Annotated in this window: 22 protein-coding genes; 9 read left to right on the top strand and 13 right to left on the bottom strand. The window is 43.4% G+C overall.

What is annotated here, in order from left to right:
• Nucleotide 1 precedes the first annotated feature (1 nt).
• A complete protein-coding gene (gene rnjA, locus B7725_RS04480; protein WP_084874782.1) occupies nucleotides 2-1,681 on the top strand; it encodes a ribonuclease J1 in 1,680 nt (559 codons plus the stop codon).
• Between the two features lie 143 nt (nucleotides 1,682-1,824).
• Here the strand turns inward: rnjA and mnmG are convergent, their stop codons facing one another.
• The 7 genes from mnmG to apf form a co-directional block, all read right to left on the bottom strand.
• Nucleotides 1,825-3,738, bottom strand: a complete 1,914-nt coding sequence (mnmG, locus tag B7725_RS04475) for a tRNA uridine-5-carboxymethylaminomethyl(34) synthesis enzyme MnmG (RefSeq protein WP_084874781.1) — start codon at nucleotides 3,736-3,738, stop codon at nucleotides 1,825-1,827.
• An 8-nt stretch (nucleotides 3,739-3,746) separates the two neighbouring features.
• Nucleotides 3,747-4,202 (bottom strand): NUDIX hydrolase, encoded by a 456-nt coding sequence (locus B7725_RS04470; protein ID WP_162279010.1) that lies wholly within the window; start codon nucleotides 4,200-4,202, stop codon nucleotides 3,747-3,749.
• 140 nt (nucleotides 4,203-4,342) lie between these two features.
• The gene (gene mnmA, locus B7725_RS04465) at nucleotides 4,343-5,464 is read right to left on the bottom strand and encodes a tRNA 2-thiouridine(34) synthase MnmA (RefSeq protein WP_001282946.1); all 1,122 of its coding nucleotides are present in this window, start codon (nucleotides 5,462-5,464) and stop codon (nucleotides 4,343-4,345) included.
• A gap of 427 nt (nucleotides 5,465-5,891) precedes the next feature.
• Nucleotides 5,892-7,283, bottom strand: a complete 1,392-nt coding sequence (gene argH, locus B7725_RS04460; protein ID WP_084874778.1) for an argininosuccinate lyase — start codon at nucleotides 7,281-7,283, stop codon at nucleotides 5,892-5,894.
• Between the two features lie 27 nt (nucleotides 7,284-7,310).
• Nucleotides 7,311-8,507: an argininosuccinate synthase gene (locus B7725_RS04455; protein ID WP_084874776.1), complete on the bottom strand. Its 1,197-nt coding sequence runs from the start codon at nucleotides 8,505-8,507 to the stop codon at nucleotides 7,311-7,313.
• 15 nt (nucleotides 8,508-8,522) lie between these two features.
• Complete coding sequence (locus B7725_RS04450; RefSeq protein WP_084874774.1) at nucleotides 8,523-9,329, bottom strand: ABC transporter substrate-binding protein; 807 nt, start codon at nucleotides 9,327-9,329, stop codon at nucleotides 8,523-8,525.
• 277 nt (nucleotides 9,330-9,606) lie between these two features.
• Complete coding sequence (apf, locus tag B7725_RS04445; RefSeq protein WP_084874772.1) at nucleotides 9,607-10,221, bottom strand: aggregation-promoting factor; 615 nt, start codon at nucleotides 10,219-10,221, stop codon at nucleotides 9,607-9,609.
• A gap of 241 nt (nucleotides 10,222-10,462) precedes the next feature.
• On the opposite strand from apf, the gene sdaAB reads away from it, so the two are divergent.
• Genes sdaAB through B7725_RS04430 form a run of 3 tightly spaced genes read left to right on the top strand, consistent with a single transcriptional unit; the run spans nucleotide 10,463 to nucleotide 12,666 of the window.
• Complete coding sequence (gene sdaAB / locus B7725_RS04440) at nucleotides 10,463-11,134, top strand: L-serine ammonia-lyase, iron-sulfur-dependent subunit beta (RefSeq protein ID WP_033584754.1); 672 nt, start codon at nucleotides 10,463-10,465, stop codon at nucleotides 11,132-11,134.
• Nucleotides 11,135-11,142: 8 nt separating this feature from the next.
• Nucleotides 11,143-12,015 carry an L-serine ammonia-lyase, iron-sulfur-dependent, subunit alpha gene (gene sdaAA, locus B7725_RS04435; protein ID WP_000500031.1) on the top strand — a complete coding sequence of 291 codons (873 nt, stop codon included), beginning with the start codon at nucleotides 11,143-11,145 and terminating at the stop codon, nucleotides 12,013-12,015.
• A 21-nt stretch (nucleotides 12,016-12,036) separates the two neighbouring features.
• Nucleotides 12,037-12,666, top strand: a complete 630-nt coding sequence (locus tag B7725_RS04430; protein ID WP_084874770.1) for an HAD hydrolase-like protein — start codon at nucleotides 12,037-12,039, stop codon at nucleotides 12,664-12,666.
• Nucleotides 12,667-12,761: 95 nt separating this feature from the next.
• Here the strand turns inward: B7725_RS04430 and B7725_RS04425 are convergent, their stop codons facing one another.
• Both B7725_RS04425 and B7725_RS04420 read right to left on the bottom strand, forming a co-directional pair.
• A complete protein-coding gene (locus B7725_RS04425; protein WP_001035719.1) occupies nucleotides 12,762-14,612 on the bottom strand; it encodes a polysaccharide biosynthesis protein in 1,851 nt (616 codons plus the stop codon).
• A gap of 75 nt (nucleotides 14,613-14,687) precedes the next feature.
• Complete coding sequence (locus tag B7725_RS04420; protein ID WP_084874768.1) at nucleotides 14,688-15,518, bottom strand: glycosyltransferase; 831 nt, start codon at nucleotides 15,516-15,518, stop codon at nucleotides 14,688-14,690.
• Nucleotides 15,519-15,740: 222 nt separating this feature from the next.
• On the opposite strand from B7725_RS04420, the gene B7725_RS04415 reads away from it, so the two are divergent.
• The 5 genes from B7725_RS04415 to B7725_RS04395 all read left to right on the top strand — a co-directional run bounded on the left by B7725_RS04415 (nucleotide 15,741) and on the right by B7725_RS04395 (nucleotide 19,897).
• A complete protein-coding gene (locus tag B7725_RS04415) occupies nucleotides 15,741-16,907 on the top strand; it encodes a CynX/NimT family MFS transporter (RefSeq protein WP_084874767.1) in 1,167 nt (388 codons plus the stop codon).
• Between the two features lie 136 nt (nucleotides 16,908-17,043).
• Nucleotides 17,044-17,370 (top strand): PadR family transcriptional regulator, encoded by a 327-nt coding sequence (locus B7725_RS04410; RefSeq protein WP_000273860.1) that lies wholly within the window; start codon nucleotides 17,044-17,046, stop codon nucleotides 17,368-17,370.
• Nucleotides 17,357-17,950, top strand: coding sequence for a DUF1700 domain-containing protein (locus B7725_RS04405; protein ID WP_084874766.1), 594 nt, complete (start codon nucleotides 17,357-17,359; stop codon nucleotides 17,948-17,950). Before B7725_RS04410 ends, B7725_RS04405 begins: the two co-directional genes overlap by 14 nt.
• Nucleotides 17,943-18,872 carry a DUF4097 family beta strand repeat-containing protein gene (locus B7725_RS04400; RefSeq protein ID WP_084874765.1) on the top strand — a complete coding sequence of 310 codons (930 nt, stop codon included), beginning with the start codon at nucleotides 17,943-17,945 and terminating at the stop codon, nucleotides 18,870-18,872. Before B7725_RS04405 ends, B7725_RS04400 begins: the two co-directional genes overlap by 8 nt.
• 62 nt (nucleotides 18,873-18,934) lie before the next feature.
• On the top strand, nucleotides 18,935-19,897 hold the full coding sequence (locus B7725_RS04395) for a DUF6574 domain-containing protein (RefSeq protein ID WP_084874763.1): 963 nt from the start codon (nucleotides 18,935-18,937) through the stop codon (nucleotides 19,895-19,897).
• 62 nt (nucleotides 19,898-19,959) lie between these two features.
• On the opposite strand, the gene B7725_RS04390 is transcribed toward B7725_RS04395, so the two are convergent.
• The 4 genes from B7725_RS04390 to B7725_RS04375 all read right to left on the bottom strand — a co-directional run bounded on the left by B7725_RS04390 (nucleotide 19,960) and on the right by B7725_RS04375 (nucleotide 23,113).
• Nucleotides 19,960-20,820: a DUF4299 family protein gene (locus B7725_RS04390; protein ID WP_084874762.1), complete on the bottom strand. Its 861-nt coding sequence runs from the start codon at nucleotides 20,818-20,820 to the stop codon at nucleotides 19,960-19,962.
• Nucleotides 20,821-20,940: 120 nt separating this feature from the next.
• Entirely contained in the window at nucleotides 20,941-21,927 is a 987-nt protein-coding gene (trhO, locus tag B7725_RS04385; RefSeq protein WP_001030012.1) for an oxygen-dependent tRNA uridine(34) hydroxylase TrhO, read from the bottom strand.
• A 131-nt stretch (nucleotides 21,928-22,058) separates the two neighbouring features.
• A complete protein-coding gene (locus B7725_RS04380) occupies nucleotides 22,059-22,355 on the bottom strand; it encodes a bacteriocin immunity protein (protein ID WP_000188103.1) in 297 nt (98 codons plus the stop codon).
• Between the two features lie 68 nt (nucleotides 22,356-22,423).
• On the bottom strand, nucleotides 22,424-23,113 hold the full coding sequence (locus B7725_RS04375) for a CPBP family intramembrane glutamic endopeptidase (RefSeq protein ID WP_084874760.1): 690 nt from the start codon (nucleotides 23,111-23,113) through the stop codon (nucleotides 22,424-22,426).
• Nucleotides 23,114-23,193 lie beyond the last annotated feature (80 nt).

Below are 23,193 nucleotides of genomic sequence, written 5' to 3'. Positions count from 1 at the left end.
TATGGCCTATACTCTTAAACCTGAAGAAGTCGGCGTTTTTGCCATCGGTGGTCTGGGAGAAATCGGAAAAAACACATACGGAATTGAATACCAAGACGAGGTTATCATCGTCGATGCTGGGATTAAATTCCCAGAAGATGACTTGCTGGGTATTGACTATGTTATCCCCGACTACTCTTACATCGTAGACAATATTGACCGCGTCAAGGCTGTTTTGATCACACACGGACACGAGGACCACATTGGTGGGATTCCTTTCCTGCTCAAACAAGCAAATGTCCCTATCTACGCTGGACCGCTTGCCCTGGCTTTGATCCGTGGAAAACTCGAAGAACACGGTCTCTTGCGTAACGCCAAACTTTACGAAATCAACCATAACACTGAGTTAACCTTTAAAAATCTCAAGGCAACTTTCTTTAGAACCACTCACTCCATTCCAGAGCCTTTGGGGATTGTCATCCATACTCCTCAAGGAAAAATCGTCTGTACGGGTGACTTCAAGTTCGACTTCACTCCAGTTGGTGAACCTGCAGACTTGCACCGTATGGCAGCTCTTGGTGAAGAGGGTGTTCTCTGTCTCCTCTCTGACTCGACAAATGCAGAAGTGCCAACCTTTACCAACTCTGAAAAAGTCGTTGGCCAGTCCATCATGAAGATTATCCAAGGCATCGAAGGTCGTATCATCTTTGCATCCTTTGCCTCAAATATCTTCCGTCTCCAGCAAGCAACAGATGCTGCTGTTAAGACTGGACGCAAGATTGCGGTCTTTGGTCGTTCTATGGAAAAGGCCATTGTCAACGGGATCGAGCTTGGCTACATCAAAGCTCCTAAGGGAACCTTTATCGAGCCAAATGAAATCAAAGACTACCCTGCAGGCGAGGTTCTGATCCTCTGTACAGGTAGTCAAGGTGAGCCAATGGCGGCCCTCTCTCGTATCGCTAACGGAACCCACCGTCAGGTGCAACTCCAACCCGGTGATACGGTTATCTTCTCTTCTAGCCCAATCCCTGGAAATACCACTAGCGTCAACAAATTGATTAACACTATTTCTGAAGCTGGTGTCGAAGTTATCCACGGTAAAGTGAACAATATCCATACATCTGGACACGGTGGTCAGCAAGAGCAAAAACTCATGCTCCGCTTGATTAAGCCAAAATACTTCATGCCTGTCCATGGTGAATACCGCATGCAAAAAGTCCACGCTGGACTAGCGGTGGATACGGGTGTCGAGAAGGACAATATCTTTATCATGAGCAATGGTGATGTCCTTGCCCTTACTGCTAACTCAGCTCGTATCGCTGGGCATTTCAATGCCCAAGACATCTATGTCGATGGAAATCGTATCGGTGAAATCGGCGCTGCTGTCCTCAAAGACCGTCGTGATTTATCTGAAGACGGTGTCGTTCTAGCAGTCGCAACTGTTGACTTCAAGTCTAAAATGATCTTGTCTGGTCCAGATATCCTCAGCCGAGGCTTTGTCTACATGAGAGAATCTGGAGACTTGATTCGCCAAAGTCAGCGCATCCTCTTCAATGCTATTCGTATCGCACTGAAGAACAAAGATGCTAGCGTGCAATCTGTCAATGGCGCCATTGTCAACGCCATTCGCCCCTTCCTCTATGAAAATACAGAACGTGAACCGATTATCATCCCTATGATCCTCACACCAGATGAAGAATAATACTCTTCGAAAATCAAATTCAAACCACGTCAGCTTCGCCTTGTCGTACTCAAGTACAGCCTTCGGCTAACTTCCTAGTTTGCTCTTTGATTTTCATTGAGTACAAGTCAACAAAACAGCCCCGTCTTCGGAGCTGTTTTTCTCTATGCTTTCTTTTCTTGAGTTTTAGAAATACTACGATTTTTACCTTCAAGATACACCATCAAAATAGAAATATCTGCTGGATTTACTCCCGAAATACGGCTGGCTTGGCCGATGGTTTCTGGATTGATGAGTTTGAACTTCTGACGAGCTTCTGTCGCGATAGAATCAATATCATCCCAATCAATATTAGCTGGAATGCGTTTTTCTTCCATGCGCTTCATCTTGGCAACCTGATCCATGGCTTTGGAAATATAACCTTCGTACTTGATTTCTGTTTCAATCAATTCGATAATCTTATCATCCAATTCCTCTGCAGCTGGACCGATGAAGGCTACCACATCTTGATAAGAGACTTCTGGGCGACGGAGAAATTCCTTGGCTGTCACGGCATCCGTCAATGGCTTGAATCCCATCGCTTCAACCTTAGCATTGGTTTCCTTGACTGGCTTGAGTTTGATGCTATCTAAACGAGCCATCTCATTGTCAAATTGGTTTTTCTTAATCTCAAAGCGAGTCCAACGTTCATCGTCCACAAGGCCAATCTCGCGCCCCATCTCTGTCAAACGCATATCGGCATTGTCATGACGGAGGATGAGACGGTATTCAGCACGACTGGTCAAGAGACGGTAGGGTTCAATGGTTCCCTTGGTCACCAAGTCATCAATCATCACTCCGATATAACCGTCACTGCGCTTCAAAATCAACTCAGGCTTGCCTTGGATTTTCAGAGCCGCATTGATACCAGCGATAATCCCTTGGCCAGCAGCTTCTTCGTAACCTGACGTTCCATTTGTCTGACCAGCTGTGAAGAGTCCTGAGATTTTCTTGGTTTCAAGTGTTGCACGCAACTGATGAGGTAAGACCATGTCATACTCGATGGCATAACCTGTTCGCATCATCTCTGCATTTTCCAGACCTTTAATGGAATGAACCAGCTCACGTTGGACATCCTCAGGCAGACTGGTTGAAAGACCTTGGACATAGACTTCCTCTGTATTGCGCCCTTCCGGCTCTAGGAAAAGTTGGTGACGTTCCTTGTCCGCAAAGCGCACAATTTTATCCTCAATCGACGGACAGTAACGAGGACCTACACCCTTGACCACACCTGTAAACATAGGCGCACGGTGGAGGTTATTTTGGATAATTTCATGACTGGTACCGTTGGTATAGGTCAACCAGCATGGCACCTGATCCTTGACATAGTCTTCATCACGTGACGTGTATGAGAAGTGATTAGGCGCTTCATCTCCTGGCTGAATCTCTGTCACGTCGTAGTTGATAGAAGAGGCCTTGACACGTGGAGGGGTTCCTGTCTTGAAACGACCGATTTCGAGGCCCAGTTCCTTGAGATTGTCAGCAAGGTTAATAGAAGCTAGGCTGTGGTTAGGACCTGATGAGTACTTGAGATCTCCGATGATGATTTCCCCACGGAGAGCAGTTCCTGTGGTCACGATAACAGCCTTGGCAGCATACTCTTGATGGGTCGCCGTACGCACACCGACAACCTTGCCATCTTCCACCAAAATCTCATCAATCATGGTTTGACGAAGGGTCAGATTCTCTTGATTTTCAACTGTCTTGCGCATTTCCTTAGAGTAAAGTTCCTTGTCAGCCTGCGCACGAAGGGCACGGACAGCAGGTCCTTTCCCTGTGTTGAGCATCTTCATCTGTATGTAAGTCTTGTCAATGGTTTTAGCCATCTCGCCACCAAGGGCATCAACTTCACGCACGACAATCCCCTTGGCAGAACCACCGATAGAAGGGTTACAAGGCATGAAAGCCAACATTTCAATGTTGATGGTCGCAAGCAAAACCTTGCAGCCCATACGGCTGGCAGCTAAGGAAGCCTCAACCCCAGCGTGTCCCGCACCGATTACAATAATATCGTATTCTTCCGTAAAATTATAAGTCATTTTTTCTCCTATTCCTCAAGATGAATGTGTCTTAGTTGGCCGTCCCAATCTGGAAGAGCTGTTTTTAAAAAGGCCGGAACCAGCTGGAAATCCTCTAACTCATCCAAGTCAATCCACTCACAGGGCTGCCTTTTCTCATCTTCCTGCATGGTCAATGGGGCATCCTCAAGCAAGTTCACCAGATAATGAAACTCGATGTTGTGATAGGAAACACCGTCCTGTTCAAAACGATTTTCAACCACAAAAGCTAGCTGCCCAGCTTGAGCTCTGACACCCAGTTCTTCCTTCACTTCACGGACTACCGCGTCTTCCGTTCTTTCATTGACTTGAATCGCACCGCCAATAGTGTAATACTTGCCCTTGCCTTTGGTGACTAGGAGCTTGCCATGTTGGAGAATCAAGGCTGTCGCCCGAACACCAAAAACAGTATTTCCCACTTTTGTCCGAAAGTCTTGTTGAGTCATTTTTATCCTTTCCCTTAAACGACACAAAAACAGTCAAAACTCGTAAGAAGTGCAGGACAAAAAAGCCTGCAACATCCATGAGCTTTGACCATCATTTCTATTGCTTTTATTATTGTAGCAGATTGAGAAAATTTGTCAAACTATATGTACTGACAAACCTGTCCGTCACGGTAGGCATTATCAATCAAACCACCACCGAGACACTCTTCGCCATCGTAAAAGACAACTGCCTGTCCTGGTGTGATGGCGCGTTGCGGTTCCGCAAAGATAACTTCTGCCTTGTCTCCTTTGACATGTACAGTCACCTTAGAATCAGGCTGACGGTAGCGGAATTTAGCCGTACATTCTAGCGTAAATTCCTCTGGCATCTCACGAGTAAAGTGGACTTGACTGGCTTCTAGGCTTGTTGACATGAGCGAATCATGGTAGAATCCTTGACCGACATAGAGGATATTCTTGCTCAGGTCTTTTCCGACAACGAACCAAGGGGCATTGTCACCGCCGTGTTGCCCACCGATACCGAGTCCACCACGCTGACCAATCGTATAATACATCAGACCTGCATGCTCACCCATATCGCGACCATCCACAGTCATCATGCGACCAGGCTGAGCTGGCAGGTAGTTGCTGAGAAAGTTTTTAAAGTTCTTTTCTCCGATAAAGCAAATCCCTGTCGAATCTTTCTTCTTGGCAGTCGCAAGTCCAGCTTCTTCTGCTAGTCTGCGAACTTCAGGCTTTTCCAAATGCCCCAGTGGGAACATGGTTTTTTGGAGTTGTTCTTGCGAAAGTTGACTGAGGAAATAGGTCTGATCCTTGCCATTGTCCACGCCACGAAGCATGTGAACGATGCCATCCTCATCACGCGCTACACGGGCATAGTGCCCCGTCGCTACATAGTCTGCCCCCAAGGTCATGGCATAGTCCAAAAAGGCCTTAAACTTGATTTCCTTGTTACACATAACATCTGGATTTGGCGTGCGCCCTGCACGGTATTCCGCTAGGAAATACTCAAAAACGCGGTCCCAGTACTCTTTTTCAAAATTGACAGAGTAGTAAGGAATGCCGATCTGGTCTGCCACCGCAGCCACATCCTTGTAATCTTCGGTCGCCGTACAGACGCCGTTTTCATCTGTGTCATCCCAGTTCTTCATGAAGATACCGATCACATCGTAGCCCTGCTCCTTGAGCAAGAGAGCCGTCACCGACGAATCAACACCACCACTCATCCCAACGACAACACGTGTTTTAGAGTTATCACTCATGGTAAGTCTCCCATCTATTCGTTTATTTATACCCTTCAAAATTCTATTTACTATGACTTTCAATAGAATTTCTTCGAGTATAGTCTTTTCGTTTGCTTTTAGGAGTAAAATGGTCTGGGAGACCATTTTAGCCTATCATCTTAAAATGAAAATATGATAGGCAACGAGTCGCAGGCATAACTTGAGTTCGCTCAATCAGTCTGGGAGACTGATTGAGGTTATAAATCAGACAAGCTCAGCTTGCATCTCATTGCGAGTTAACGACGTAATAAAAGATAAACGAAATGACTAGTTCACGATTGAAGGTCGTGTGTGCTTCACGATTGAAGGTCGCTTGAGCAGTATTCATTATAACACGCTTGGTTGGAGAAGACAAGAAAGAGGCTGATAAATCATCTCAACCTCTCTTTCTTACTTTGTAAACGAATCAATTCTCCCCTTTAAGTTCTTTCTTCGCTTGTTCTATCTGGTATTTCACTTGCTCAAAACCGGTTCCTCCTAAGGAATTCCGTCTCTGAACAGCGGTTTCTGGACGCAAGTAGATATAAATATCCGCTTCAATCAAGGGATGGTAGACTTGCAACTCCTTCAAATCCCAATCTTGGATGTTTTTACCATGCTTGATAGAGTCTAGAACCAATTTCCCTACTATTTCATGCGCTTCTCTAAAGGGGAGGCCTTTTTCTGCCAAATAATCTGCCAGTTCGGTCGCATTCGAAAAATCATTCTCTGTAGATTGCTGCATTTTGGCCTTATTAACCTGCATGCTCGATAGCATACCTGCCAACACATCCAGAGAATTTAAAATCGTTTCTACTGTATCAAACATGCCTTCCTTGTCCTCTTGCAAATCCTTATTATAGGCCAGAGGCAAAGACTTCATAACGGTCAATAGTCCAAGCAAGTTCCCGTAAACCCGTCCTGTCTTCCCTCGAATCAATTCGGCCATATCAGGATTTTTCTTCTGGGGCATGATAGACGAACCCGTTGAAAAGCTATCAGACAAGCTAATGTACTGATACTCAAAACTGCACCAATTGATGATTTCCTCACAAAAACGACTCATATGCATCATCAAAATGCTGGCATTTGACAGAAATTCCAAGATAAAATCACGGTCACTCACTGCGTCCAAGGAATTGGTATAGGGTTGTTGGAAGCCCAATAAATCACTCGATAATTGACGATTGATTGGAAAAGTTGTCCCCGCCAAGGCAGCCGCACCCAGGGGAGATAGGTCCGTATGTTTTAGGTTAAATGCAAAGCGTTCGCTGTCCCTTTGGAACATATTGTAATAAGCCATGAGATGGTGGGCAAAACTAATCGGTTGGGCGTGCTGTAAATGGGTATAGCCTGGCATGATGGTTTCCACATGTTTTTCAGCCAAACCCAGCAAAACACTGTTCAGATTCGCCAACTTATCCAAGACATGGCCAAGCTGCTCCTTTAGATATAAGTGCATATCCGTTGCGACTTGGTCATTCCGAGAACGAGCCGTATGTAGTTTCCCAGCCAGAGGACCGATTTTCTCTGTCAGCAACACTTCCATATTCATATGAATATCTTCATTTGCAATATCAAAATGAAGCTCTCCTGCCTCTAAATCTCGCAACAAAGCTTGCAGACCATCTTGGATCTGCTCTGCCTCTTCCAAGCTTAAAATGCCAGTCTGTCCTAGCATTTGAACATGAGCTAGGGAACCCATCAAATCAAATTTTGCCAGTTGGTGGTCAAAGGAAATACTCGCACCGAACTGTTCTACCCAATCTTCTACAGTGCCTTCAAATCGACCACCCCATAATTTTGTGTTTTTCGACATATCCTGTCGTCCCTTTCTATCGTGTCACTACTCAACATTTTTCTGAACTTCTGAATAAACCTTAGTCGGAAGCCCCCAAAGCTTGATAAATCCAACAGCCGCATCTTGGTCAAAGGTATCCGCACTAGTATAAGTCGCCAAATTTTCATCGTAAAGAGAATTTGGAGATTTCCGAGCCACTACCTGGGCGTTTCCCTTGTAAAGTTTAACTTTTGCAGTTCCATTGACAACTTTCTGTGTCTCCTTGATATAGGCAATCAAAGCCTGAGTTGCTGGGCTAAACCACAAGGCATTATAGATGAGATTGGACAATTCATTTTCGATAATGGGTTTGAAATGAGCCACTTCTCTCACAAGAGTCAAGTCTTCAATCTCCTTATGAGCTGTCAATAAAGTCACAGCACCTGGGCACTCATAAATCTCTCTTGACTTAATACCGACTAGGCGATTTTCCACATGGTCAATACGACCAACACCGTGTTTGCCTGCAATTTCATTTAGCTTTTGAATCAAAGCCGCCACTTTCATCTTCTCACCATTGAGGGAGATGGGCACCCCACAGCTAAACTCAATGTCAATAAATTCTGGACTGTCTGGAGCCTCTTCTGGAGAAGATGTGATTCCAAATGCTTCTTCTGGCGCTTGGTTCCAAGGATTTTCCAAAACACCACATTCATTTGCACGTCCCCAAAGATTTTGATCGACAGAGTAAGGATTGTCAAGGTCAGCAGGAACTGGGACGCCGTTTTCTTTGGCATATTGGATTTCTTCTTCACGAGACCATTTCCACTCACGAACAGGCGCAACTACTTTTAAATTGGGATCCAAAGCTGCAATAGAGACTTCAAACCGAACTTGGTCGTTTCCCTTACCTGTGCAACCATGAGCAATTGTGGTTGCCCCTGTCTGATGAGCTATTTCAACGAGTTTTTTTGAAATAAGAGGGCGACTCAGAGCAGATACCAAGGGGTACTTTTGTTCATAGTAGGCATGAGCCTGAAGGGCCACTAAAACATAGTCATTAGCAAATTCTTCCTTAACATCAATGACATAAGACTCAACAGCCCCAACCTTGAGAGCTTTATCGTGGATGAACTCCAAATCTTTTCCTTCACCCACATCCATACAAACAGCAATCACATCATAGTCTTTTTTTAACCATGTAATAGCAACTGATGTATCCAATCCACCTGAATAGGCTAAAATAACTTTTTCCTTACTCATTTCTCTTCCTTCTTTCTATTTTTCGATAGAGGCTTTAAAAGCATCGTCAATCAATTTGTCCAATTCCCCAGAATCCTTCAACTTCTGGATAGTTTTGTCAACCGCCTCTTTTAATTCTTTATTGTCTTTTTTCATCGCAACAGCGTAGGAATCTTCTTTGTCATTGTCAAAATCAAACTCAGCGATGGCTAGGTCTGGATTATTCTCTACATATCCTTTCGCCACTGGCTCCTCAAAGATAACCGCGTCCAGTTGCCCTGATTTCAAGTCTGTTATCAAATTTCCATTTTTAGGAAGTGAAACGAGAGAAGAATTCTGCAAGGTTTCTTTGACCAAAGTTTCCTGGATAGAACCTTTCTGCGCTCCAACCTTTTTCTGAGCCAAATCCTTCACTGATTGGTAATTCGTTAATTCAGATTTTCTTACGATAACCTTATTTTTCGAAGTGTAGTAGGGAATTGAAAAATCGTAAACTTGACTTCTCTCCTCCGTTTTAGAAACACCTGATATGGCAAGATCGGCCTTACCTGAATCAAGACTAGCTAGTACATTGTCAAAACTCATTGGAGAGAACTCCACTTCTACACCTAGTTCCTTTGCGATGGCTTTAGCTAGTTCAACATCTGAACCTACAATCTGATTTTTCCCATCAACTAATTTTTGATATTCAAATGGAGCAAACTCTGGATTTAGGGCCACCACCAATTTTCCTTTAGCCTTAATGGCTTCAACACCTTGGGATTGAGTGTTACTACAAGCAAATAATAAGGGAAACATAAGCAAACCAAACATCGTCATCAACACCTTCTTCACTTTATTCATAGAAGAACCTCCTTTTATTTTTATACTTTAATATTGTATAAATAATACTCCTCTCATCCTCGTTTGTCAAGGAAAAACTGTATTTTATTTCATTCAAATCAAGAAAAAGCTTATTATATGATATATTTTTACATATAATAAGCTTATTTATACCATTTGAGTTTTAAAACAATTTGAAGATTTTCGTTGGAATTATACAAATGGAGCATTACTGAGAATATCGTTACACCTTTTGTTATAGAGAAACAAAAAAGAGCCCTAAAGGACTCTTGCATTCTTAATACCAACCGTTGTTAAGCCAGAAGTTCTTAGCAGCTGTCCATGAACCGTAACGTCCTGCAACGTAAGCATCTGCTACACGTTCTTGGTTTTCAGCTGAGTAGTCACCATTCAAGTATGAATCTGTCAATTGGTAACGTCCGATGTATTGGCCGTTTGTAGCTGTGTAGCTACCACCTGATTCTTTTTGAGCGATCCATTCTTTGGCTTCTGCTTCAGAACCACTTACAGTAGAAGCTGCTGCAGTGTTGCTTTCTGCTGCTGGTGCTTCATAAGTTGTAGTTGTAGTTGTTGCAGCTGGAGCTTCTTCAACTGTTTCTGTAGCTACTGGAGCTGTTTCTTCCGTTGTTGCTGCTGGAGCTGTAGTAGAAGCTGTTCCTTCGATAACCAAAACTTGGTCAACATAGATAAGGTGAATATCTTTGATATTGTTTTTTGCTGCCAATTTTTCAGCAGTTGTGTTGTACTTCTCAGCGATTTCTGAAAGAGTATCACCTGATTTAACAGTGTAAGTTACAGTTTCTTGCGCAGAGGCAAGAGCCGGGGCAAAGAAAGCAAGCAAAGCTGCTACTCCTGCGATAGTTGTTTTGATTTTTTTAGTTGTTAATGACATATCTAAAAATTCTCCTTCCATTGAATATATCTATGATACCTTTTAAATGTTACCGTTGTTTAACGGTTATATGTAGAAATATTACAAAAATGTTTTATATTTACCGTTTTAAGGAGGTTTTTGTCACAAAAGACCTTATTTTATACCATCTTTAATCATTTTGAGCTTTTGATAAGGGAAACAAGCGCAGAGGTCCATTCTTTGATATAATAGTTATAAGAATCTTTATAAGGGGAAACAGATGCAATCACTTCGTTTTCAATCTGTCTTTGATATTATCGGACCAGTCATGATTGGCCCATCAAGTAGCCACACAGCTGGAGCTGTTCGTATCGGAAAAATTGTCTCTTCCATCTTTGACGATACGCCAACAGAAGTTGAATTCCAATTATTTAATTCATTTGCCAAGACCTACCGTGGTCATGGAACTGACCTTGCTCTCGTCGCTGGTATTTTAGGTATGGATACGGACAATCCCGATATTCCAAATAGCCTTGAGATTGCCCATAAACGCGGTATCAAGATTGTCTGGACCATTCAGAAAGACAGCAATGCCCCTCATCCTAATACCACTAAAATTACTGTGAAGAATGAACACAAATCCATCAGTGTGACAGGAATTTCCATTGGTGGGGGAAATATCCAAGTTACGGAGCTTAACGGCTTTGCTGTCTCTCTCAACATGAACACACCAACCATTATCATCGTGCATCAGGATGTCCCAGGTATGATTGCCCATGTTACTGAAGCCCTCTCTCGTTTCGATATCAACATCGCTCAGATGAATGTGACTCGAGAAAAAGCTGGAGAAAAAGCCATCATGATTATCGAAGTCGATAGTCGAAGTTGCGAAGAGGCGATTGAAGAAATCCGAAAAATCCCTCATCTCCACAATGTCAATTTCTTTAAGTAGGAGGAAACATGTTTTATTCTATCAAAGAATTGGTCGAGCAGGCGGATCTAGACTTCCAAGGAAATGTCGCAGAACTCATGATTGCGACAGAATATCAATTAACCGGTCGAGAACGGCCAGAAGTTCTCCTCCTCATGGAACGCAATCTAGAAGTCATGAAAGCCTCTGTCGAGCTCGGTCTCAGTGAAAACAAATCCCGTAGTGGCCTAACGGGTGGAGACGCGGCCAAACTAGACCGCCATCTCAAAAGTGGCAAGGCCTTGTCGGACTTTACCATCCTATCAGCCGCCCGAAATGCCATCGCGGTCAATGAACACAATGCGAAAATGGGCTTGGTCTGCGCCACTCCAACCGCAGGAAGTGCTGGCTGTCTGCCAGCCGTTCTCACTGCTGCTATCCAAAAATTAGACCTTAGCCATGAAGAACAGCTGGATTTCCTCTTTGCTGCGGGTGCCTTTGGACTAGTCATCGCAAACAATGCCTCTATCTCAGGTGCTGAAGGTGGCTGCCAGGCCGAAGTCGGCTCTGCCTCTGCCATGAGTGCCGCAGCCTTGACCTTGGCTGCAGGTGGAACCCCCTATCAGGCTAGCCAAGCCATCGCCTTTGTCATTAAAAATATGCTGGGTCTCATCTGTGACCCTGTCGCTGGTCTGGTTGAGGTTCCCTGTGTCAAACGAAATGCCATGGGAGCCAGCTTTGCCTTTATAGCGGCAGATATGGCCTTAGCAGGTATCGAATCTAAGATCCCTGTTGACGAAGTCATCGATGCCATGTACCAGGTCGGATCCAGCCTTCCAACTGCCTTTCGTGAAACGGCTGAGGGTGGACTCGCTGCCACTCCTACTGGTCGCCGCCTACAAAAAGAAATCTTCGGAGAATAAGCTTATCTATTAGGAGAAACTATGCCCTCTATCTCAGCAATCTTTTTTGATCTAGACGGAACTCTGGTTGACAGTTCTATCGGGATCCACAATTCCTTTACCCATACCTTTGAACAACTGGGAGTTCCGACTCCTGATGCTAAAACCATTCGTGGTTTCATGGGACCGCCACTTGAAAGTAGTTTTGCAATGTGTCTTCCCAAGGAGCAAATCTCGGAGGCTGTTCAAATCTACCGCTCTTACTACAAGAAAAAAGGCATCCACGAAGCCCAACTCTTTCCCCGAATAACGGAATTGCTCCAAGAGCTTTCGCAAAACTACCCTCTCTATATTACCACAACAAAGAATACTCCTACTGCTCATGATATGACTAAAAATCTAGGAATCCATCATTTCTTTGATGGCATTTACGGCTCTAGTCCTGAAACGCCACACAAGGCGGATGTCATCCGTTTTGCCTTGCAAACGCATCAACTCCCTGCAGACCAAGTCCTCATCATCGGGGACACCAAGTTTGATATGATTGGAGCCCAAGAAACTAGCATTAAAAAGTTCGCTGTTACTTGGGGATTTGGAGAAGAGGCTGATTTACTCAGCTATCAACCTGACTGGATTGCCCATACCATTGACGACATCATTAAGCAACTATAAATAATACAACGATTTGAAATTACAGAGTAAAAAGGCCAAGGTTCTGTACAAACAGAACCTTGGCTTTCTATTTATAATTAATTGGTTGGACACTCTTACTCAACGTGGGTTGTCTCATTTGCAAAGGAAATAATCGCTTCTTTGAGCTCATCTCCGCTGAGTGAACGGAACTCTTCAATCTTTTGATCAATGGCTTCTAGAGGCATGACGTTAACCTTACCAACGAAAATCTTATCCATGACTTGGTTATCAACCAATTCGGTCGAAACCAAGAGTTCTTCGTAAAGTTTTTCGCCTGGGCGAATACCGACTTCAACGATTGGAATTTCACTTTCCGTGTGCCCGCTTAGAAGGACCATTTTCTTAGCCAAGTCGTAGATCTTGACCGGTTTGCCCATATCAAGGATAAAGACTTCTCCGTCCTTAGCATAAGCACCAGCGTGGATGACCAGACGGCTAGCCTCTGGAATGGTCATGAAGTAACGTGTCATACGGAAGTCTGTCACCGTTACGGGACCGCCTTCAGCAATCTGACGTTCAAAGACAGGAATCACGCTACCACGGCTACCGAGAACATTCCCAAAACGAACTGCACAGTAGGTTGATTTGCTACGTTGGTTAAAGCCCGTGACAATCAACTCTGCCACGCGCTTAGTCGCACCCATAACATTCGGTGGATTGACCGCCTTGTCAGTCGAAATCATGACCATCTTAGGTACTTTGGCCTCATCAACAGCCTTGGCAACATTATAGGTCCCGAGGATATTGTTCTTGAAGGCTTCTTTTGGATTGCGCTCCATCATCGGAACGTGTTTGTGGGCTGCAGCATGGTAGATGATAGCTGGTTTGTACTGTTCAAACACTTGTAAAAGACGATCATAATCCTGAATATCTGCAATGACAGGAACATAATCAATCCCTTGGAATTTACGAATCAACTCATGATAAATAAGGTAGATTGAATTTTCACCATGTCCAAGCAAGACGATACGCTCTGGGTTGAAGCGGCTAATCTGGCGACAAATTTCAGAACCAATCGAACCGCCGGCTCCTGTCACCAAGATGGTCTTGCCTGTAATTTCTGCACCCAGACGTGATTCGTCAAGGCGAATTTCCTGACGGCCCAAAAGGTCTGTGATATCAATTTTTTGGAAACCACTACCCGATTGATGTAAACCTTGAACAACTGTCTCAACTTTAGGCATCTTGTAACATTTGACACCTAGTTTATTACACATCTGCAAGATACGTTCATACTCTGATGGATCAAGCGAAGGGATTGCTACGATAACACGCTCGATTTGGTGACGTTTGGCCAATTCAGGTAGATTGTCATAAGAGCCTAGGACTGGGATTCCACCTAGTTTTTGCCCTTTTTTCTTTTCATCATTGTCCAAAATCCCCACTATCTCAAGCTCACTGGTTGGATGTTGGTAGCTATTCATAAAGAGGGCACCACCATCTCCCGCACCAATCAAGAAGGTACGGCGATGCTCTCCATCTCCACTACCCTTTTTACGTTTAGAATAAATCAACTGCCAGGTGATGCGAGGAAGCAAGATGAGGAAGGTACTCAACAAAATGAAGAGCACGATGAAACGGATAGAAAATAATGGAAGAAAGGCATAGCAGATTCCATAAGAAAGAACACTACTGAGTGTCACTCCAAAAAAGATTTTCATAAAATCCGTAATCTTACTGTAGCGACTAATACTAGCATTCAGCCCCCAAAATGCAATTATGATTTGATAGAGAAGGAAGGCTAAAAGAGTGTAGATCACATAGTCCACAGGCGCAGGATTTATTAGGCCGTAAAACAAGATATAAGACACGATGATGGAAACCACCATACTCAGAATATCAAATATCCCCCAAAATACTTGTTTTTGCTGTTTATTTAAAATTTCAACCAGATCAATCACGTAATCTGTTAGTTTTTTATTCATAGGAATTTACTCCCCCTTAAAAGAGTCAGATGATACTATTGTTATGATAACCCGAATCGTTCAATCTATCAGGTCTTACTTGCTCTTTCTTAAAAGTTTGACAAAGATAAACTGACGAACAAAACCTGGACAAAGTGCAACAATTGCCTGAATGAACATACTTTTAGCATATTCCCTGTAAGAAATTTGCCCTCGCTCCAGCATCCGTTGGCGAGCTTGACGATAGAATTTAAGGTAACGCAAGCCACCTCGACGCTCAAACATTCCTGCACCTACACGAACCTTACACAAGATTTGATCTAGGTTGCCAGTCTTGGCACCTGCCGTAATCATATTGAGCCAGAGGAGATCATCCTCCATGTAAAGCCCGTCTTCGTAGTTGCCCGCTTTGAGGACCATGTCCTTTTTGAACATGACTGTCATATGGTTAAAAGCACTTCTCATTCTCTGATAAGCCACAATGTCTGCGTGCTGAGTTGGAACACGACGATAAGACACAATCTCATCTGGATTGTCAATGAACTCTGCAATCTGCCCACCTAAGAGATCGAGATCTTCTTTCTCCATTAGCTGAAGCTGTTTCTCAAAACGATCCGGAACGGCTAAATCGTCCGTATCCATCCGTGCAATAATGTCATACTGACACTGTAAAACACCGTATCGAAGAGCCAAGCCTAAACCTTGATTTTGCTCTAAGGGGCACCGTTTCACTGGAATGTCTGACTGAGCTTCCACTTCATCTAGCACCTGATAGAGCTCTGGCGTGAGGGGCCCATCCTCAACAAGAACAAGTTCACTCGGTTTCAAGGTTTGATTTTGAACACTTTTGATAGCATCTCTCAAAAACGTCGGGCTTTCCTTTACATAGACCGACATCAAGACGCTGATTTTTTGCTTTTCAGGCACCGTTTTTCTCCAATATATAGATTTCCTTCCACTATTTTATCACAAATTTTCTCACTTTCCTATTTTTATATCAAATCAAGGAAAATTCTAGTAAAGAAATGTATCTCCTTTCACTCTATTCTCGCTTAAATCAATCGAACTTTCTTAGCAGTCCTCTCCTTGACATTGTAAGAAAAAAACCTTAAAATAAGCTGTTATTAAAATCATCCTATCGAGGTTTTCATGAAAAAACGATCACTCTTTTTTGTTCTAGGAATTGTCTTAATCGGGACTGTTTTACGCTCTCCTTTCACTGCTCTTCCAACTATTTTAGGAGATATTGCTCAGGGACTAGGAGTTGAGGTTAGTTCTCTTGGGATTTTAACCAGTCTCCCTCTCTTGATGTTTGCTTTTTTCTCTGCTTTTGCGAGTCGCTTGGCACAAAAGATTGGACTAGAACACCTCTTTACTTACTGTCTCCTCCTCTTAACTGTTGGCTCTGTCGTTCGGATTTTCAATCTTCCCCTTCTCTATCTAGGAACTCTGATCATCGGAGCGAGCATTGCTATTTTCAATGTACTCCTCCCAAGTATGATCCAGGCAAATCAGCCTCAAAAGATTAGTTTCCTAACAACTCTCTATGTCACTGCCATGGGGGTTTCAACGGCCATCGCTTCTTATCTTTCGGTCCCTATCACCCAAGCCAGTTCTTGGAAGGGCCTCATCCTCGTGCTCAGCTTTCTCTGTCTGGTCACTCTGCTAGTCTGGTTGCCAAATCATCGCCACAACCACTATCTAGAAGGGCAGCAAGAAAAGAAATCGAAAGAAAATATTCTAAAAAGCAAATCTGTCTGGGCTATCATTATCTTTGGCGGACTTCAGTCCTTGCTCTTTTATACGAGCATGACCTGGCTGCCAACGATTGCTATTAGTGCTGGTCTTTCTAATAGTGATGCGGCTCTTCTAGCTTCTATCTTCTCGCTGATCAGCATTCCTTTTTCAATGACTGTTCCAAGTCTGACAACTCATCTGTCAGACGGCCACCGTCGAATCATGCTGGCAATTATCTCTATCGCTGGGATGACAGGAATTGCCATGCTCTTGTATCCAACCAATAATTTCCTCTACTGGTTAGTCGCCCATCTCTTGATTGGAACAGCCTGCAGTGCCCTCTTTCCCTACCTCATGGTTTGCTTCTCTCTTAAAACCAGTTCTCCTGAAAAGACAGCTCAGCTATCAGGACTGGCGCAAACAGGGGGGTACATCTTGGCGGCCTTTGGTCCTACCTTGTTTGGTTATAGTTTTGAACTTTTCCAATCTTGGATTCCAGCTGTCCTTGCTCTTCTAGCCATCGATATCATCATGACTATCTCACTCTTTATGGTGGATCGGGCGGATAAAATCCTCTAAACTTCTAGTTTTTACTAGGAGTTTTTTTATATATAAAATTTTTACACATATTTCTTGACAGGGCTTTCAACTTGAGATACAATATATTTGAAAAGAGTATATATAAAATTTTTATATAATATAAAGGAGGTTTCCCATGTACTTCCCAACATCCTCTGCCTTGATCGAGTTTCTCATCTTGGCTGTACTGGAGCAGGGGGATTCTTATGGTTATGAGATTAGCCAAACCATTAAACTCATCGCCAATATAAAAGAATCTACGCTCTATCCCATTCTCAAAAAATTGGAAGCCAGTGGCTTTCTGACCACCTACTCTAGAGAGTTTCAGGGGCGTATGCGCAAATACTACTCCTTGACCAATCGGGGCGTAGAGCAGCTCGTTACTCTAAAGGAAGAGTGGACGCTCTATACCGACACCGTCAACGGCATCATAGAAGGGAGTATCCGCCATGACAAGAACTGACTATCTGACTCAGTTAGAAACCTATCTCCATAAACTGCCTGAAGCTGACCGCATCGAAGCTATGGACTACTTTAAGGAACTATTTGACGATGCAGGCCCAGAGGGCGAAGAGGAGCTCATTGCTAGTCTGGGAACACCAAAAGAAGCTGCCCATGATATCCTCTCTGATCTTCTCGATAAAAAAGTCAATGAAGCCCCTGCTCAAAAGAATGACCGTCAACTGCTACACATTGCCCTACTTGCCTTACTAGCAGCCCCTATCGGAATTCCTGTTGGAATTGCAATTATATTAACCATTATCGGGCTTTTTATCGCAGCCGCCTCCGTCATTCTAGCCTTTTTTACCGTTTCGGTAACGGGCATCCTACTGGGCGGACTCTTTATCGTAGAGAGTTTTAGCGTCCTAGTCGAAGCCAAATCCGCCTTTACCTTGATTTTCGGGGCTGGTTTGCTCGCTATCGGTGCTTCTTCTCTTGTTCTACTAGGCATCTCCTATGTAGCTCGTTTCTTTGGCCTCCTGATTATTCGCTTGGTGCAATGGATTCTTAAAAAAGGAAAGAGAGGTGACAGACATGCGTAAATTGACGAAAGGATTTCTCATCTTTGGTGTGGTTTCCACGATCCTTGGTTTTATCATGATTATTGTAGGCGCCCAGTCTAATGGTATTCAAAGTTTGCTTGCCATGTCAAAAGACCCCGTCTATGACAATCGTATCGAAGAAGTGACCTTTGGAAGTGAAGTGGAAAAACTTGATTTGACCCTTGAAGAACACAGCCTAACCATCACAGAGTCTGTAGATGACAAGATCCATATCACCTATCATCCTTCGGTGTCTGGCCGTCACGATCTGACTACTGGCATGAGTGACAAAACACTGAGCGTCACTGACAAACAAGCCTCCCAACATCGTTTTCTCGGTTCAGGAATCGAAGGCCTACTTCGTATCGCTAGCAGTTATTCTAATCGTTTTGACGAAGTCATACTCTCCCTACCTAAAGGAAGAAGACTACAGGCTATCACCGTCTCAGCCAATCGTGGACAAACCACCATCATAAATGCTAACCTTGAAAATGCAACTCTCAATACAAATGGTTATCTCCTCCGAATTGAAGGAAGTCGTATCAAAAACAGCAAATTCACGACACCCAATATCATCAATATCTTTGATACAGACCTTACAGATAGTCAACTAGAGTCAACAGAGAATCGCTTCCATGCTGAAAATATCCAAGTCTATGGTAAGGTTGAACTGACTGCCAAAGATTATCTCTCAATCACTCTGACCCAAAAAGAGAGCCAACGAATTAACTGGGACGTCTCAAGTAACTATGGTTCTATCCACCAATTCACAAGAGAAAAACCTGAATCAAGAGGCACGGAATTAAGCAACCCTTATAAAACGGAAAAAGCAGATGTCAAGGACCTGCTCATCATAAAAGCCAATCAGGATATTTACCTCTCCAAGGAAGAAGAGTACTCTGCCCCACCTAGCAATCATTGACAAAAACGCTTTCATCTGCTAATCTAAAAATAGAAAACGACCATAAAAAAGGAGGTTCCACCATGACACAAGAATGGTTTGAAAGCGCCGATCTTGAGAAGAAATCAGCTCAGTCGAAATCGGAAATCCAGCCTGACCAACCAGAGACTTCGGAAACTGTGGAGACCGAACCACAAGCAAGCCAAGAAACTCCTATCTCACCTAAAGAGTCAGAAACGCATGAGGAGGAAACTCCCGAAATAATCGGGGAAACCCAAACCGAGGAAGAGGGAGAAGGGAAAGCTGAAGAGGAACACAAGCAAGAAAACTCTGTAAAAGAGAAAAGTATTCTCAGCAAGGCTTTAGAAAGTCCCTATATCCCAGACATTGACCCCCGCAAAACTGCTCGACTCAAAGAAGAAATCGCACTATTTTGGTCTTGGCTGCTGGATGCTATCCAAGAACCAACTACCAGCAAGACTAGGGACCAAAAGCATCGTTATAGTGTCTTTGTCCTACTCACCTTGCTGTCGTCAATCAACCTTTTCTTTAGTATCTATCATATCAAGCGCCTCTACTATGGCTATATGATTTCTATTGCTAATAGTTCTCCTAACCAGCTCCCACCTGTAGATCTCTTTGCTGGACTTTCTATCTTGGTCGCTAGCGCTCTATTTTACTTTTCCATCATTTTGGGAGGCTTTACTGTCCGACGTGTGCTGGATCAGGAGAGCGACTTCACATTCCAAGAAGCCTTCGATCGGTATAGCAGACTCTTTGCTATCCCACTTGTCCTAACAGCTCTAGCAAGTTTCTTTGCACTCTTTGGTGGCTTACGATTTGCTGGCATCCTCACTCTTCTAAGCATGGCCATCTTTGCCCTTGGCAATCTCTTTGTGATTAGCAAGCCAAGTAAGACCCGTAGCCTTGATCCATTTTATCGTTTCTTGCTCGCTGTCTTACTTGATGGCGCTATTCTCTTACCCTTCTTCATTGCAGAGCTTGCGCTGACAGTGGACTACCTTCGCATCCTGACCTTCTTTTAACCAAAATCCCTGCCATTTGTTAATGACAGGGATTTTTATGCTTACTCTTTTTTGAACTGTGTCTACTTGATAGTTGCCAATCCTTCAAAATCTTGTCCTAGGATGGCTTGTACTTCTAATTGATTGGCATCTAGTTGCTGGTAAAATGCTGTTGGTAGTGACTCTAGGAATTTTACATAATCTAAGCGAGCGATGGTTTCATAGTCTTCTGCTTTGGACCCATCACCAGAAATCTTCACTAGGTCAATCTCCCAAACAAGTTCCTTTCCTGCCAGCTGCTCGGTATAAGGCACTGGTACAACGGGTTCCTTTGGTAAAATCGTTTTGACTCCCTGAGCTAGGTGATAGATACCGTGTACCTTTCCTTGAGTATCTGGGTAAAATTTCACACTGGCAAGGTAGGAATCAGAACCTTGAACCTTCTTGACCAGCTCTTCAAAACGTGCCAATCCATCCTCAGCCAAAAAGCTCTCGAGGTATTCCTTGTTGAAATAGATAGGAGCCAAGAGCCCTTGGCAGTATACTAGACGAGCTGCTTTGTCAGCTAGATAATTCTGGAGCGTTTGTCGGAAATAAGCTTCAAACTCAAACCCTTCTAACCCTTCTACCACTTGCCCCAACTTGCCAGATAGGGCCTGGAGGAGAGTCTCCACAATCTCCCAGTCCGCTCTAGTAAGGAAATCTGGAATCACCACTTGATAACCTTTTCGACTATCCGCATAGTTCACTTTGAAAAGAAATTGCGACTGACCTACAATCCCACACTCGATATACTCGAGACGATTGAGAGGCTGACGGAGATAGACCGCATCATAACTGTGTGACTCCAAGCCCTCTACCAAGGCCAAGATAGACTTGGCAGTCAAGACCTCCTGTTGTCCTAGAATGCTTTCTTTATTTGGGATAAAAAATGTTTTCGCCATAACTGGCCTCCTTTGAAATCGTTTACACATAGTATACCCTATTTTCCTGAAAGATACAGAAACAAACTTTAGATTTTTAGATAAAAAGCATAGAAAAACAGCCCCTGAAGGCTGTTTGCTTTATACTGTAGCGACTTGATCCAAGCTTTCACCGATAGCTGCTAGGCGCTCGATTACTTCTGCTTGTGTCAATTCATTTTCTGAAACATAGCGGTTGCGTGGGTGAACACGACACTCGTGTGAGCATCCACGAAGGTACTTGTCTTCATTTTCTTCTGATGTTAGGATACGACGGTTACAGAAGGGATTTCCACAGTTGACATAACGTTCACATGGTGTTCCATCAAACCAGTCTTTCCCTACGATGGTTGGGTTGACATGGTTGACATCAACTGCGATACGCTCGTCAAAGACGTACATTTTCCCATCCCAAAGCTCACCTTGAACTTCTGGGTCTTTACCATAGGTCGCGATTCCTCCGTGCAATTGGCCGACATCTTTGTAGCCTTCACGCACCATCCAGCCTGAGAATTTCTCACAGCGAACACCACCTGTACAGTAAACCACGACACGCTTGTCCATGAATTTTTCCTTGTTGTCACGGACCCATTGTGGCAACTCACGGAAGTTGCGGATGTCTGGGCGGATAGCCCCACGGAAATGTCCTAGGTCGTACTCATAATCGTTACGTGTATCAAGGACCACTGTATCTTCATCAAGAAGGGCTTCTTTGAACTCTTTTGGAGATAAGTAAGCACCTGTTGTTTCAAGTGGGTTGATGTCGTTGTCAAAGTCGTTGTCTTCCAAACCAAGGTGGACAATTTCTTTCTTGTAGCGAACAAACATCTTCTTGAAGGCTTGTTCATTTTCTTCGTCAATCTTGAACCAGAGGTCTTCCATTCCTGGGAGGCTGTGAACGTAGTCCATGTATTTTTGAGTTGTTTCATAGTCACCTGAAACGGTTCCGTTAATTCCCTCGTCAGCGACTAGGATACGGCCTTTAAGGCCGATTGATTTACAGAAAGCCAAGTGATCTGCCGCAAATTGCTCTGCGTTTTCAATTGGAGTATAGAGGTAGTAAAGTAAGACACGAATATCTTTTGCCATAAGATTTGTTCTCTTTTCTATTCTTAAATTTTCAGAATTTTTCATTCAACTATTCTAGTATACCCACTTGAGAAAACGAATGCAATTTATTTGACCGGAAATTGTATAGAGAGACCTGCCACTGCACTTCATCAGTAACCATACCGAATAACAGATAATTCTCTCAATTTTTTGATCTGCTCGTCTTGACTTTCTGACAAACTTAGCTTGTTTTCAATCAATACACGCGAAAGGGCAACATTCATTTGGCTCAATATAAATGGAACAGAGGTCCCGTCGTCCCTTAGTCGTCTTTTATAAATCACTAACTGATTTTTCAAGGGAGTAAGTTGAGGCTCATCCTTTATATCTTCCAGTAGATGATCAATGATAGTCATGGCTTCACAACGTCTTTCGCTTCCTCCAGCAAACCATTTTAATGGTGTCATACTTATTTACCTCCTGAAATTCGCTTATAAATTGAAAAACTATAATTCCTAACTCTCCAGCCAGTATTTTACCCAAACACCCTATGTAAAAAAGTCAGCAAAAATGGCAAGGTCGCTACAATATTATTGATCACATGCACTGCATAGGAAGGATAGATGCTCTTGGTATAGCGGGTCAAACCAGCAAAGATGATTCCAGATGTTGTAAAAACGAAAATATCTAACAGACTAGGCAGACTTGAAAAATGAGGAAGAGCAAACAAAATGGAAGGAAGAAGCAAATCAAGGCCAAATCTCGAATGTTTAAAGAAAGCATGTTGCAACAAACCCCTATAGATCAATTCTTCCATCAGTGGAACCAGAAAGAACAGGGCTATATAGATACTTAGCTCTGCAAAGTTAGTCCCACTATAACCAATCAGTACAGCCCAACCTTCCGCAGTTGACTGAACATGTTTAGCTGTCTGAACGTTAAAAGAGATCTGGAGCACTACCACTAATACTGTCAAAATCGAATACCAAAGCCATTTTTTTCTTGGAATGCGAAAGAGATAACCATGGCCTGTCTTAACCAGAATCCAAATCATGACTCCGCTAAATAGCAAACTCAAGATATTTTGAATCCAGAAGAAATTGCCAATCTGGGAAGAAAATTGCCAATAGTTTTGGACAATAAGCGTCAGCTGAGAAAGACCAAATACGAAAAATAGGTAAGAGAAGACAGCACTCATTTTGAAAAGAAGGCGATATTTTTTCATAATAAATCCCCTATAGATGTATGTGTATCACATCGCATAAACCCTCAGAACCACTCTTTTCATGTTTGCATCCTAAAAAT

Source organism: Streptococcus oralis subsp. tigurinus (genome assembly GCF_002096275.1).
Classification (GTDB): domain Bacteria; phylum Bacillota; class Bacilli; order Lactobacillales; family Streptococcaceae; genus Streptococcus; species Streptococcus oralis_CN.
Note: the sequence above shows the minus strand (reverse complement) of the source record. Positions and strands in the feature narration are given on the sequence as shown.

Bases quoted from the DNA above. Each gene is read 5' to 3' on its own strand.
- B7725_RS04430 (WP_084874770.1), top strand. From the start codon at position 12,037: ATGCCCTCTATCTCAGCAATCTTTTTTGATCTAGACGGAACTCTGGTT.
- apf (WP_084874772.1), bottom strand. From the start codon at position 10,221: ATGTCATTAACAACTAAAAAAATCAAAACAACTATCGCAGGAGTAGCA.
- B7725_RS04425 (WP_001035719.1), bottom strand. From the start codon at position 14,612: ATGAATAAAAAACTAACAGATTACGTGATTGATCTGGTTGAAATTTTA.
- sdaAA (WP_000500031.1), top strand. From the start codon at position 11,143: ATGTTTTATTCTATCAAAGAATTGGTCGAGCAGGCGGATCTAGACTTC.
- trhO (WP_001030012.1), bottom strand. From the start codon at position 21,927: ATGGCAAAAGATATTCGTGTCTTACTTTACTACCTCTATACTCCAATT.
- B7725_RS04390 (WP_084874762.1), bottom strand. From the start codon at position 20,820: ATGGCGAAAACATTTTTTATCCCAAATAAAGAAAGCATTCTAGGACAA.
- B7725_RS04400 (WP_084874765.1), top strand. From the start codon at position 17,943: ATGCGTAAATTGACGAAAGGATTTCTCATCTTTGGTGTGGTTTCCACG.
- sdaAB (WP_033584754.1), top strand. From the start codon at position 10,463: ATGCAATCACTTCGTTTTCAATCTGTCTTTGATATTATCGGACCAGTC.
- mnmA (WP_001282946.1), bottom strand. From the start codon at position 5,464: ATGAGTGATAACTCTAAAACACGTGTTGTCGTTGGGATGAGTGGTGGT.
- B7725_RS04405 (WP_084874766.1), top strand. From the start codon at position 17,357: ATGACAAGAACTGACTATCTGACTCAGTTAGAAACCTATCTCCATAAA.
- rnjA (WP_084874782.1), top strand. From the start codon at position 2: ATGGCCTATACTCTTAAACCTGAAGAAGTCGGCGTTTTTGCCATCGGT.
- B7725_RS04450 (WP_084874774.1), bottom strand. From the start codon at position 9,329: ATGAATAAAGTGAAGAAGGTGTTGATGACGATGTTTGGTTTGCTTATG.
- B7725_RS04395 (WP_084874763.1), top strand. From the start codon at position 18,935: ATGACACAAGAATGGTTTGAAAGCGCCGATCTTGAGAAGAAATCAGCT.
- B7725_RS04455 (WP_084874776.1), bottom strand. From the start codon at position 8,507: ATGAGTAAGGAAAAAGTTATTTTAGCCTATTCAGGTGGATTGGATACA.
- argH (WP_084874778.1), bottom strand. From the start codon at position 7,283: ATGTCGAAAAACACAAAATTATGGGGTGGTCGATTTGAAGGCACTGTA.
- B7725_RS04410 (WP_000273860.1), top strand. From the start codon at position 17,044: ATGTACTTCCCAACATCCTCTGCCTTGATCGAGTTTCTCATCTTGGCT.
- mnmG (WP_084874781.1), bottom strand. From the start codon at position 3,738: ATGACTTATAATTTTACGGAAGAATACGATATTATTGTAATCGGTGCG.
- B7725_RS04470 (WP_162279010.1), bottom strand. From the start codon at position 4,202: ATGACTCAACAAGACTTTCGGACAAAAGTGGGAAATACTGTTTTTGGT.
- B7725_RS04375 (WP_084874760.1), bottom strand. From the start codon at position 23,113: ATGAAAAAATATCGCCTTCTTTTCAAAATGAGTGCTGTCTTCTCTTAC.
- B7725_RS04380 (WP_000188103.1), bottom strand. From the start codon at position 22,355: ATGACACCATTAAAATGGTTTGCTGGAGGAAGCGAAAGACGTTGTGAA.
- B7725_RS04415 (WP_084874767.1), top strand. From the start codon at position 15,741: ATGAAAAAACGATCACTCTTTTTTGTTCTAGGAATTGTCTTAATCGGG.